Source organism: Streptomyces sp. KLMMK (assembly GCF_036961605.1).
Lineage (GTDB): Bacteria > Actinomycetota > Actinomycetes > Streptomycetales > Streptomycetaceae > Streptomyces > Streptomyces telluris.
On sequence record NZ_JBAMDC010000216.1, the window covers coordinates 1 to 11,618 of the forward strand.

The 11,618-nt window shown below is 71.6% G+C and carries 9 protein-coding genes and 1 pseudogene; 4 read left to right on the forward strand and 6 right to left on the reverse strand.

Features of this window, described 5'->3' with window-relative positions; all coding sequences use genetic code 11:
- Positions 1-339, forward strand: a pseudogene (locus V7793_RS24995) (cytochrome ubiquinol oxidase subunit I); the annotation flags it as partial.
- Entirely contained in the window at positions 336-656 is a 321-nt protein-coding gene (locus V7793_RS25000) for a hypothetical protein (protein WP_336010141.1), read from the forward strand. The pseudogene V7793_RS24995 and the gene V7793_RS25000, both read left to right, overlap by 4 nt.
- 103 nt (positions 657-759) lie before the next feature.
- Here V7793_RS25000 and V7793_RS25005 read toward each other — a convergent pair whose 3' ends face one another.
- From V7793_RS25005 to V7793_RS25025, 5 genes are all read right to left on the reverse strand, one after another.
- Positions 760-1,953 (reverse strand): transglycosylase family protein, encoded by a 1,194-nt coding sequence (locus tag V7793_RS25005; RefSeq protein ID WP_336010143.1) that lies wholly within the window; start codon positions 1,951-1,953, stop codon positions 760-762.
- 89 nt (positions 1,954-2,042) lie between these two features.
- Complete coding sequence (locus V7793_RS25010) at positions 2,043-4,163, reverse strand: glycoside hydrolase domain-containing protein (RefSeq protein ID WP_336010145.1); 2,121 nt, start codon at positions 4,161-4,163, stop codon at positions 2,043-2,045.
- 179 nt (positions 4,164-4,342) lie between these two features.
- Positions 4,343-5,815: a C40 family peptidase gene (locus V7793_RS25015; RefSeq protein WP_336010147.1), complete on the reverse strand. Its 1,473-nt coding sequence runs from the start codon at positions 5,813-5,815 to the stop codon at positions 4,343-4,345.
- A gap of 148 nt (positions 5,816-5,963) precedes the next feature.
- Positions 5,964-6,251 carry a hypothetical protein gene (locus V7793_RS25020; RefSeq protein ID WP_336010149.1) on the reverse strand — a complete coding sequence of 96 codons (288 nt, stop codon included), beginning with the start codon at positions 6,249-6,251 and terminating at the stop codon, positions 5,964-5,966.
- Positions 6,252-6,440: 189 nt separating this feature from the next.
- Entirely contained in the window at positions 6,441-6,758 is a 318-nt protein-coding gene (locus V7793_RS25025; RefSeq protein WP_336010150.1) for a hypothetical protein, read from the reverse strand.
- Positions 6,759-6,931: 173 nt separating this feature from the next.
- Here V7793_RS25025 and V7793_RS25030 point away from each other — a divergent pair, with 173 nt between their 5' ends.
- Both V7793_RS25030 and V7793_RS25035 read left to right on the forward strand, forming a co-directional pair.
- Complete coding sequence (locus V7793_RS25030) at positions 6,932-7,933, forward strand: helix-turn-helix transcriptional regulator (RefSeq protein ID WP_336010152.1); 1,002 nt, start codon at positions 6,932-6,934, stop codon at positions 7,931-7,933.
- Between the two features lie 275 nt (positions 7,934-8,208).
- Positions 8,209-9,252, forward strand: a complete 1,044-nt coding sequence (locus tag V7793_RS25035) for an RICIN domain-containing protein (protein WP_336010153.1) — start codon at positions 8,209-8,211, stop codon at positions 9,250-9,252.
- A gap of 17 nt (positions 9,253-9,269) precedes the next feature.
- On the opposite strand, the gene V7793_RS25040 is transcribed toward V7793_RS25035, so the two are convergent.
- Positions 9,270-11,618, reverse strand: a 2,349-nt coding sequence (locus V7793_RS25040) for a right-handed parallel beta-helix repeat-containing protein (protein WP_336010154.1), incomplete at its 5' end; no start/stop codon positions are given.

An 11,618-nucleotide genomic window follows, 5' to 3' on the forward strand; every position in this document is an offset into this window, starting at 1 on the left:
CAGGGCATGGTGCGGCGCATCTCCGACTACCTGGACGCGGACGGGTTCACCGCGCTGAACACCATCTCGACCATCAGCTCCTTCCTGCTCGGCTTCTCGATCCTGCCGTTCATGTACAACGTCTGGAAGACCGCCAAGTACGGCAAGAAGGTCGAGGTCGACGACCCGTGGGGTTATGGCCGCTCGCTGGAGTGGGCGACCTCCTGCCCGCCGCCGCGGCACAACTTCCTCACGCTGCCGCGCATCCGCTCCGAATCCCCGGCGTTCGACCTGCACCATCCCGGCGTGGACGCGCAGCCGGCCGTGGAGACCGGTGCGCGGAAGGAGGCGCTCGCATGAGGACGACCGCCGAGGCCATCAACGAGATCGAGGGATACCTGCTGTGGGAGGAAGAGAAACGAAAGGCCGGGGAAAGGGCCAGGGAATTCACCGCCGGAATCCCCTGGCTGACCGACTCGCAGCGCGCCGACCTCGAACACCGTTACGCCGTGGACCAGCTCGCGGTGTCCCGCACGTACCTTCGGCGCATCGCGGCGAGAAGCACTGAACTGCGCACCGAGTACGAGGCGGTGTATCAGGCGCTCAGACGCCGGGCGGCCCTGTGGTGCGTGGTGTGCGGGGCGGTCTGGGCGGCCGCCGTGCTGGTGTTGCGCTGAGTCGGCGTTGCGCTGAGCCGGCCGGAGTCCAAGTGCCCTTCAGACACCGGAAAGCCCCAGTCGAACTGGGGCTTTCTGCTCTTCATGGCGGTGTGGGGGCAGGTCACCAGCCGGATGTGCCGATTTCGACGCGGGGCTTGAAGGCGCTGTTGGAGCCGTCGTTGGGGTAGAGGTAGAGCTTGCCCGTGCGGTGCGGGTCGGAGTCCACGGCCACGAGGTCGATCTGGCCGTCGTGGGTGAATTCGCCGGCCGCGTAGTCGGAGATCCCGTTCCAGCCGCCGGCGCCGAGCTCGATGGAGGAGCCGGCGTCGAAGGTGTGGTTCTTCTCGTCCGGCTGGAAGAGGAGCAGCTTGCCCGTCCTCGAGTCGGTGGCGATGAGCTCGGGCGCTCCGAGCTGGTCGAAGACGCCCGCGGAGATGACCTTGTTCATGCGGTTCCAGTCACCGGTGCCCCACGGGACGCGCTTGCCGAGGGTGTCCAGGCCGGACTTGCCCGTACCGGGGTAGAGGTACATCTGCCCGGTGTCGGCCTTCACCGCGATCAGGTCGTCCTTGCCGTCGCCGTTGAAGTCGGCGGCGGCGAGGTGCTTCATGCCGTTCCAGGCGCCGGAGCCGATTTCCACGCGGTCGTCGAAGGCGTCGAGGCCCTTGGCCTTGGTGCCCGGGTAGAGGAAGAGTTCTCCGGTCTCCTTCTTCACGGCGAGGAGGTCGTCCTTGCCGTCGCCGTTGAAGTCTCCGACGGTGAGGTTCCGCATACCGGTCCAGCCGCCCGAGCCGATCTCGACGCGGCTGCCGAAGGTGTCGAGCCCGCTCTTTCCGGTGCCGGGGTAGAGGAACAGCTTTCCGGTCGAGACCTGGACGGCCAGGAGGTCCTTCTTGGCGTCGCGGTTGAAGTCGCCCGTGACCAGTTCCGTCATGCCGGGATCGGCCGGCAGGGGCTTGGACGGGAACGGGTCGGCGTGGTCCTTGCCGAGTCCGTGCCTCGGGCCGCAGTTCGGCCAGGCGCGCTCGCCCTGCTTGTCGAGCACCTTCTCGGCTATGCGTATCTGCTCCTCCTTGGTGGCCAGATCGGCGCGCTCGGCGTACTTCTTGCCGCCGAATTCCGCCCAGGTTCCCTGGCTGAACTGCAGGCCGCCGTAGAAGCCGTTGCCGGTGTTGATGCGCCAGTTGCCGCTGCTCTCGCACTGGGCCACCTTGTCCCAGGTGGCGACGGAGGCCGCCTGCGCGGCCGGGCCGGAGGCGAAGAGCGACAGTGCGGTAACCCCGGCGACGCCGGTGGCGGCCAGCACAGCGCGCATACGGGACGATGATGATGACGATGAGGATGACGTAGGCATGGGACCTTTTCTTGGAGTGGGAGAAGAGGAAGAGGGGAGAGAGGCGCGCGTCACCAGCCGCCGGTGCCGATTTCCGTGCGGTGGTCCAGGCCCTTGCCGTTGCCCCGGTAGAGGTAGAGCTTTCCGGTCTCGCCCGGGTCGGAGTCGACGGCGGCGAGGTCACCGATGCCGTCGCCGGTGAAGTCGGCGGCCGCGTAGTCGGAGATGCCGTTCCAGCCGCCGGAGCCGATCTCGACGCGGCTTCCCAGGGTGTTGAGGCCCGTCTTTCCGGTGCCGGGGTAGAGGAAGAGCTCGCCGGTGCCGGTCTTGGTGGCGACGATGTCGGCCTTGCCGTCACCGTTGAAGTCGCCCGGGGAGACGACCTTGTTCATGCCGTTCCAGGCGCCGGTGCCGATCTCGACGCGGTCGCCGAGGGCATCGAGTCCTGACTTGCGGGTGCCCGGGTAGAGGAAGAGCTGACCGGTCTCGGCCTTGGCGGCGACGAGGTCCGTCCTGCCGTCGCCGTTGAAGTCGCCCGCAGCGAGGTGCTTCATGCCGTTCCAGGCGCCCGAGCCGATCTCGGTCCGGTCGTCCAGGGTGCTCAGGCCCTTGGCGTCGGTTCCGGGGTAGAGGAACAGCTGCCCCGTCTCGCTCTTCACGGCGACGATGTCGTCCTTGCCGTCGCCGGTGAAATCGCCGACGGTCAGGTTCTTCATGCCGGTCCAGCCGCCGGAACCGATTTCGACACGGCTGCCGAAGGTACGGAGACCCGTCTTTCCGGTGTTCGGGTAGACGAAGAGCTTGCCGGTGGAGACCTGGACCGCGACGAGGTCCTTCTTGCCGTCGTGGGTGAAGTCACCAGCGGTCAGTTCCGTCATCCCGGGGTCCATGACGGCCGGGGCCACGTCCACGTAGTCCCGGTCGATCAGCAGCTTGGTGCCGCCGTACGACTCGTGGACGTTCCCCGTGTACTGGTTGATCCGCTGGCGGTTGCCCCAGTGACCGGACGGAACACCGGGGATCTCGGTGTTCGCCTTGCCGTTCCAGGTGGCCGCCCAGATCACGTCCGGGCGTTCGTAGGAACCGGAGTCGTAGACGGCGTCGAGTTGCTTGACGGCGGCCCCGGTGGAGCTGTAGACGCCCGAGCGGAAGCCGAGTTCGCGGATGCGCTCCGACCAGCCGGAGAGGTACTGCACGACGCGGGTGTTGTACTCCGTCCCGTAGCCGCCCTCCATGTCCTCGTAGATCACCGTTCCCGGTACGAAGCCCAGCCGCTTCGCGAGGGCCACGGCCTTGTCCGCCGCGGCACGGCCGTCCTTGGCGGCGGTGCGGGGCGAGATGCGGGTCGCCTGCGTCCCCGCGTAGACGGGCAGCATGTGCCACCCGGCCTTCGTCTGCGCCTGCACCCAGGCCGGGGTGAGGTTGGGCTGGCTGGGACAGCCCATCGACGGGCCGCCGATGTAGATCCCGATGCCGCGATAGGGCGACGTGGCCCAGTCGGCCATCGCCGCGCCGGACGGTGCGGTGCACGTGTCGAACGCCTTGCCGGTGAAGCCCGTGGTGGGCTTCACGGGGGCCGCCGCCTCCGCGACGGCGGCGGCCGAGGGTACGGGGACGGTGCCCGGTCGCGCGGACGCGTCGGTCCGCGCCGAGGCCAGGATCTTCTGCACGGCGGCGGGGGAGTCCTCGTAGCCGGCGGTCGCGTACAGGCCCGCGGCTTCGAACGCCACCCGCACCTCGTGCTGCTCGTCGGCGGGCAGCGCGTCGGGGACGCGGTCGCCCGCCCGGACGGTCACTCCGGGCACCTCGGGGCGCGGGGCGGCGTCGGCGAAGGGTTCGAGGACCAGTGCCTCGGTCTTGTCGGCGACCAGGTGTGCCGGGCAGTCCTGGTTCGCGCCGGGGTGGCCGAGGTAGAGGGTGTGCCGGTCGAGCCGGACACAGGTGTCCGGGTGCTCGTCCAGGTTCACCACGTTCCAGCCGGCGGGGACGTCGAGGGTGAGGCCGCGGTACGTGACCGGGGTGGTGCCGCCCGGCCCGTCGGCGGAGGCGGAAGCCGGGGCCGGGGCCGGGGCCGGGGTGGCAGTGGTGCCTGTGGCGGCGAAGGCCGTGGCGGTGGCGGACTGCAGCGGTACGGACAGCACCGCGGCGGCGGCGACGAACGCGGCCAGGCCGCGCATGCGCTTGGGGCTCATGGGGCTCATAGGGCTCATGGGGTTCTCCGGGGTTCTCCGGGAGGCGGGGGACGGGGCGGGTCCGCGAGAGGGGTGCCGGACCCGCCCCGGAGGCACGCGTCAGACGCGTCGGACGGGGCGTACGGGCTCCGTGCGACGGCCGGGCGCGGTGCGGCGGACGGCCGCGGTGCGGCGGCGGATCACCAGCCGCCGGTGCCGATCTCCACGCGGTTCGCGAAGCCCTTGCCGTTGCCCCGGTAGAAGTAGAGCTTTCCGGTCTTGCGCGGGTCGGAGTCGACGGCGGCGAGGTCGTCGATGCCGTCCTTGTCGAAGTCGGCGGCCGCGTAGTCGGAGATGTCGTTCCAGCCGCCCGTGCCCACCTCGATGCGCTTGCCGAGCGTGTCCGGGCCGGACTTCCCGGTGCCGGGGTAGAGGTACAGCTCGCCGGTCTCGGTCTTGGTGGCGACGATGTCGGCCTTGCCGTCGCCGTTGAAGTCGCCCGAGACGACCTTGTTCATGCCGTTCCAGGCGCCGGTGCCGATCTCGACGCGGTCGTCGAGGGCGTCGAGTCCGGACTTGCGGGTGCCGGGGTAGAGGAAGAGCTGGCCCGTGTCGGTCTTGGCGGCGACGAGGTCCGTCTTGCCGTCGCCGTTGAAGTCGCCGGCGGTGAGGTGCTTCATGCCGTTCCAGGCGCCGCTGCCTATTTCGATCCGGTCGCCCAGGGCGTTGAGGCCCTTGCCGTTGGTGCCGGGGTAGAGGTAGAGCTTGCCGCCCGCCCGCTTGGTGGCGAGGAGGTCGGCCTTGCCGTCGCCGTTGAAGTCGCCGACGGTGAGGTTCCGCATCCCGTTCCAGCCGCCGGTGCCGATTTCGACGCGGTCGTCGAGGGCGTTGAGGCCGTTCTTTCCGGTGCCGGGGTAGAGGAAGAGCTTTCCGGTGGCGACCTGGACGGCCACGATGTCCTTCTTGCCGTCGTGGTTGAGGTCGCCGGCCGTCAGCTCCGTCATGCCGGGGTCGACCGGAGGCCGCTCGTCGTCGACGACGGACTTGTTGTGGACCGGGTAGTAGCTGTCGGTGTCGTGGCCCGGGAAGTAGGGGTACGGAATCTCGCGGTGGTGCACGCCGGAGCTGCTGAACTCGTAACCCACGTACTTGGTGTGGTCCGCATTCGCCCACTTGTCGAAGAGGACGACGTGCCCGTACCGGCCCGGCTTGGGGTTGAGCAGGGCGTCTCCGGACTTGAGGTCGCTCTTCTTGATCTTCTCGGTCACGCCCTGGGGGCCGAAGTTGGGCGTGGCCATGTCCCAGGAGAGGCGCCAGGCCATGGACACGTAGCCGGAACAGTCGGTCCGGTGCCCCCGGTACGAGCCGCCCATGTTGTACGGGATGCCCTTGCCGACCCACTCCGCGGCGCGCTTGAGCGTCTCGCTGCGCTTGATTCTCGGGGCGTCCTTGCTGGCCCCTGCGACGTTGAAGAACTCTTCGCCGTCGGGCTCCACGGGGAGCATCGGGCCCTGGCCGTCGCTCCCGAAGCCGCCCGGGTCCTCGTCCGCGGCGACCGCCGCCGGGACCGGTGCCGCCGTGGCCGGTGCCGCCAGGGTGAATCCACCGCCCGTGACGGCGCAGACGAGGGCGATACCGATGGCGGAATTGCGCAGGTAGGCGTGCTTGGACACAAGGAACTCCCGTGAAGAGGTGGGGTGAAGAGTGAAAGAGCGGCTCAGGAGGCGATGGCTGCGCACAGGGACAGGGGCAGCTGACGATCGCGAGCCGGGCGGGGCCGGAGGCCGGGCAAAGGGGGGAGGGCCGGTGGCGGCCCGTCCGTTACTGCCAGCCCATGGAGTCGGGGACCACCGGGACGGGGCTCTCGTCGGCCGTCGTCAGCGGGGCGTCGGCAGTGCCGGTCCGCGTACCAGCGGCGATCTGCGCGCCAGCGGTGGTCTGCGCACCAGTGGCGATCTGCGCGCCAGCGGTGGCCGGCGTGGCCGCGACGGCCCGAGCGCCAGCCGTGTCCTGAGCGACGGCGACGGCGACGGCGGCCGGAGCGAGGGCGGCGGCCCCGAGAGCGAGGGCGACGACCGCGGCGGCCTCGGCGATGCGGGTACGGAACATCTCAGGTGGTCCTTCCGGGAACGAAGCGTCGAGAGGAGCGGCGGACCGGTGGGCATCCCGCGGTGATGCCCGGCCGGTTCCGGCCGGTTCTGCCCGTCAGCCGTTCGTACCGGCTGACAGGAGAAAGCTTCGTCCTGGGGCGGAAGAGCCGGAAGGGTTTCCCGATGGACCGAAAGGGCCTGGGACGGATCAGTCCAGGGATCCGGCGGACGACGTCACGCGCGCGTCGAGCAGGGGTACTTGGGCGTCCACCAACTGCCACCGCGCGAGCTGCGGGCTGTGGGCGATGGCGCGCCGGCAGGCCTGCTCGGCGTGCTCCTCGGCCTCCTCCAGCCGGTCCGCGAGCAGGTACACCCCGAGGACGGGGTGGGGCATGGCGTGCGGGTGGACCGAGATGTGCTCGATGCGCTCCCGCGGCAGGGCGAGCGAGAGCACCAGTTCCCTGATCTCGGCGGGGAGTTCCGTCGTCCGGCGGGGTCGGCGCAGGCCGACGTGCACGAGATACATGGCGGCAACTCTCGCAAGCGGGGGGCGTGCCCACCAGGGATGAAGCGGAACTGTTCCGTCCATGGCCGCAAACGGCCAGGGACTCGCCCCGGGAAGAGCTACACATGATTGTGTGCACCATGTAATGATCATGGGTGATTTCGGTAATTGTCCTTGATCGCCGGGGGGCGCAGATGCTGGACACACTGGGGTTGGACACCGGATCCGAGCAGGTCTACCGGGGGTTGCTGGCCATGCCCGGCGCAGGGGTCGCCGCGCTGGCCGCGTACCTGGGCCTGACCGCCGCCGAAGTGCGCGCCGGGCTCGACGTGTTGAGCGAGCTGTCGCTGGTGCGTCCGTCGGCCGAGCACGCGGGCGGGCTGCGTGCCGTCTCCCCCGACATCGGCCTGGACATCCTGATGTCCCGCCAGCAGGCCCGGCTGGCCGCGCAGCAGCAGCGGTTGGAGGAGTCGCGCGTCGCCGCCGCCCAGCTCATCGCGGAGTATGCCGACCAGCGCTCCGTCGCCGCCAGCCTGGGCGGGGAGCAGCTGGTCGGGCTGGACGAGATCAGGGACCGGCTGGCGCACCTCACCCGTGAGGTGCGCGAGGAGGTCATGGCCTTCAGCCCCGACGGCGCGCAGACCGAGGCCAGCATGGCGGCCTCCCGCCCGCTGGACCGCGAGCTGCTCGGCCGCAGGGTCCGGCTGCGCACCGTCTACCTCGACAGCGTGCGCAACAGCCCCTCGACCACCGCCTATGCCGAGTGGCTCACGCGGCTGGGCGGGCGGATCCGGACGGCGCCCGCGCTTCCCACCCGGATGATCATCATCGACCGGGCCACCGCCGTGATGCCGGTGAACGGCGACGACACGGCGGCCCGCGCCGTCGTCCTGACCGGGCAGGGCATCCTCGCGGCCCTCTGCGCCCTCTTCGAGACCGTCTGGGCGGACGCCCGGCCGCTCGGCGCGAGCCCGGCCCGCGACGAACGCGGCCTCACCGGCCAGGAGGAGGCCACGGTCCGGCTCCTCGCGGAAGGCCGCACCGACGAGTCCATCGCCAAGCGGCTCGGCGTCTCCCAGCGCACCGCCCGCCGCATCGCCACCGGCCTCATGGAACGCCTGGGCGCCCGCAGCCGCTTCGAGGCCGGCGTCCTCGCCGTGCAGGCCGGCTGGCTCCCCGCCCGGGCGGCCCACTGACGGTATCGGCCGTCACTTCTGCCGAATCCGTCGAACTGGTTGCCGGGAAACGGATCCATCCGTGGTGGAATCACCTCCTATGGAGTGGACGATCCACGGCCCGGGGTGCAGTGCCGCGCGGCCGGGCACGCGGCCGCTGCCGACACCGCTGAGTACTCACACGGGGGGATGACATGTCGCCCGAGCGCACGAACCGATCATCCGGGCCGTCAGGGCCCGACGAGGACACGGGACTTCGGGACGGATTCTCGAAGGTCTTCGCCAGACGTCCGTCCGTGCCCCGGCGCGGCCTGCTGCCCGGCAAGCGGGTGTGGACCGTCCTCGCCTCCGCGGCGGCGGTGGCGGGGCTGGCCGTGGGCGCCGTTCCGCTGGTCGGTCAGCTCGAGTTCACCTCGGGCTCCTCGGACGCCTCGAAGAAGGTCACTGCGGCCAAGGAGCCGGGGAAGTCCGGTGGCGGCGGTTCCGCGGCGTCCGGCAGGTCCAAGGACGCGGGGAAGGGGCCCGAGGCCGCGAAGCCCGGCGGCACCGGGACCGGTGGCGGTGCGTCCGGTGGGAAGGGCGGATCGGGGCAGCCTTCCGCTTCCGGGTCGGCTCCGGGGCCGGGATCAGGAGGGTCGGGGTCGGGTTCCGGCTCGGGCTCCGGTTCCGGTTCTGCCGGGTCCGGCTCGGGATCGGGTTCCGGTGGGTCCTCGGGTTCCTCCGGTTCCTCCGGCTCGTCGGGGTCCGGCAGCTCCGGTGGTTCGGGTTCCGGTTCCGGCGGTGCCGGCGGCTCCGGGCACGGGTCCTCCGGGTCCTCGTCCTCCGGAGGCGGCGGGAGCAGCAGCGGGGGCGGCGGGGACCGGCCGCAGCCGCAGGAGCCCCCGAAGAGGGGCGTCGTCCAGCCGGCCAAGCCGGAGATCCCGCGCGCCCCGAAGCTCGACGACGGCAAGATCAAGGGCCCGGTGATGGGCTTCGCCGCGAAGCGGTGCGTGGACATCGTCGGCGGCAAGTCGAAGGCGGGCGCGCAGCTGCAGCTCGACGACTGCTCAGGCGACAGGCGCCAGCGGTTCGAGTTCCGGCCGGACGGCGAGGTCTGGTCGCTCTACGACGACCGGCTCTGCCTGGACACGCAGCGGGGCTCGACGGCGAACGGGACCGCGGTCCAGATCGCCGACTGCAACAACAAGCCCACCCAGGCCTTCACGATCCAGAAGGACGGATCGCTGGTCAACCCCACGTCCGGCAAGTGCGTCGAGGCCGCCGACAGCGGCTCGAAGGGGCTGCGGCTCCAGCTGCAGGCCTGTGACGGCGCCAAGAACCAGAAGTGGCAGATCGGCTGACGGATGCCGGGCCGGCGCTACGCCGTTCCCGCCGGAGTCGTTCCCGCTGAAGTCGTCCCCGCCGGAGCCGTCCCCAACGGTTCCGGAGCCGGACCCGCCGGCCCCGTCGTCCCCTCCGGCTCCGGCACGTCCGGGCCGGTGAGGGTGACGAGGTCCGCTTCCGCCGGTGCCTCGATCTCGGCGACCCGGTACGCCTGCCGCTCCGTCATGGCCTGGAACGTCTGGCGCGCGGAGCGGCCGTTGCCGAACCGGTGGTCGCGGGGGACGCGGGAGAAGTGGACGCCGAGTGCCTCCCGCGCGTCGTCGGTGAGCTCGTACTGGTGGGAAGCGGCGTGCTGCTCCACGATCCGTACCAGCTCGGCGTCGTCGTAGTCCTCGAAGAGCAGGGTGCGGTTGAAGCGGGAGGCGAGACCGGGGTTGGAGTCGATGAAGTGCTCCATCTCGTCCGGGTAGCCCGCCACGATCACGACGACGGAGTCGCGGTGGTCCTCCATCAGCTTCACGAGCGTGGCGACGGCCTCCTGCGCGAAGTCGTTGCCGCCGCCGGCACCGGCCGGGGCCAGCGAGTACGCCTCGTCGATGAAGAGCACGCCGCCCATGGCCTCCTGGAAGACCCGCTGGGTCTTCGGGCCGGTGTGCCCGACGTACTCGCCGACGAGCGAGGAGCGGTCGGCCTCGACGAGGTGGCCGCGCTCCAGCAGCCCGACCGCGGCGAGGATGCGGCCGTAGAGGCGGGCGACGGTCGTCTTGCCGGTGCCCGGGTTCCCCGCGAAGACCAGGTGCCGGCTGAGCGGCGGGGCGGCGAGCCCGGCCGCCTCCCGGCGGTGGACCATCCGCATGAGCTTCACGAGGGAGGCGACGTCCTGCTTGACGCGGCGGAGCCCGATCAGCCGGTCGAGCTCGCCGAGGAGGTCGTCGAGGCTCTCCTCGGGCTCGTCCGCCTCCCCCTCGCCGCCGTCGGCCACCGCCGCCGTGCCGGCCACGGGGCCGCCGCTCCCGGCGGGCAGGGGCTTCCTCCGGTCCGCGGCTCCGGTGAGCTGCGGCCATCGCGGTGACGCGACCCGGACGGAGACGCACTCCTCCACCACGGGTGCGGCGTCCGGCTCGCTGCTCAGGTCCTCGTCGGCGTCCTGCACCCGGACGCGGCGCAGGACCGGGGCGGCGGTTCCGGCGAGATGGACGGCCGGGAAGCCGGGGGCGACGATCTCGCACTCCTCGAAGACGCCGCTGCCGCCGGAGTCGACGATCAGCCCGTTCTTCGCCGGCCGCAGCACACGCACCCCGCTCAGCCGCGGCTCGGCGCCGCCCGCGACCACTACGCCGGAACCCGCGGCGTCCCGGACCTCCAGGCCGGTGACGCGGGGCGCGGCACCGGGTTCGACGACGAGGCCCGCGGTACCCGCCCTCAGCAGCCTGCCGCCCGTCACCTCCTGGTCGCCCGGGCCGAGGACCGCGGCGGCGCGCTCGCTGTCGGCGATCTCGCAGTCGTGCAGCCGGGTCAGGCCGCGGGTCACGGCGGTCACGCCGTTGCGCGTGCGGTGCACGGAGACGCCACGGAGCTCGGCGCGTACGGAGTCGGCGAGGTCCACCCCGGACATGCCGCAGTCGCTGATCCAGGTGCTCTCGATGACGGCCCGCGCATCGGCGACCAGGTGGGCGCCGTGCTCGGGCGTCCTGGTGATGCGCAGCCCCCGCAGCCGGACGTCGGCGCTGCCGCCCGCGTGGACGAGGCTGTAGGCGCACTCGTCCATGGTGCTGTCGTCGAGGTGCGCGACGGCGTGGCCGGTGGCGACGAGGCCGTTGGCTGCCGACGCGCGGATCGTCACCTCGCGGGCGGTCAGCCGGGCGGAGCCGTGGACGACGACGGCCGCGGCGCCGGTGCGCACGATCCGGGTGCCGGAGACCCTGACCCGGGCGTCGTCCCCGGCGCTGACGCCGGAGCCGCCGCTGTCGCGCAGGGTGCAGAAGGCGAGCTCCACCTCGCCGTGCCCGCCGGCCCGTACGGAGTCCGCGCCGTTGCCCGAGAGCTCGCAGTCGTGCAGCCGGACGCCACCGCCGCCGGCCTCCCGCGAGTCCGCCCCCTCCGTACCGGGTCCGGGGGAGCTGCCCAGGACCCGTACGGCGTCCGTGGCGCACTCCCTGATCCGGCAGTCGGTGAGCAGGGCGGAACCCTGGTCCTCGACGAGCAGCCCGCTGCGCCCGGCGCCGTCGACCAGGCAGTCGCGCAGGACCACGGCGGCGTTCTCCCGCACCCGGATCGCGGAGCCGCTGGTGTCCCGGACGTCGGTGCGGTGCAGTTCGACCCGGGTCGAGCCGCCCGCGACGATCCCCGTGCCGTCGGTGCCGTGCAGCCGGCAGCCGGTGAG

Coding starts and splice junctions, on each gene's coding strand:
- V7793_RS25000 (WP_336010141.1), top strand. CDS start 336: ATGAGGACGACCGCCGAGGCCATCAACGAGATCGAGGGATACCTGCTG.
- V7793_RS25005 (WP_336010143.1), bottom strand. CDS start 1,953: ATGCGCGCTGTGCTGGCCGCCACCGGCGTCGCCGGGGTTACCGCACTG.
- V7793_RS25025 (WP_336010150.1), bottom strand. CDS start 6,758: ATGTATCTCGTGCACGTCGGCCTGCGCCGACCCCGCCGGACGACGGAA.
- V7793_RS25010 (WP_336010145.1), bottom strand. CDS start 4,163: ATGAGCCCCAAGCGCATGCGCGGCCTGGCCGCGTTCGTCGCCGCCGCC.
- V7793_RS25030 (WP_336010152.1), top strand. CDS start 6,932: ATGCTGGACACACTGGGGTTGGACACCGGATCCGAGCAGGTCTACCGG.
- V7793_RS25020 (WP_336010149.1), bottom strand. CDS start 6,251: ATGTTCCGTACCCGCATCGCCGAGGCCGCCGCGGTCGTCGCCCTCGCT.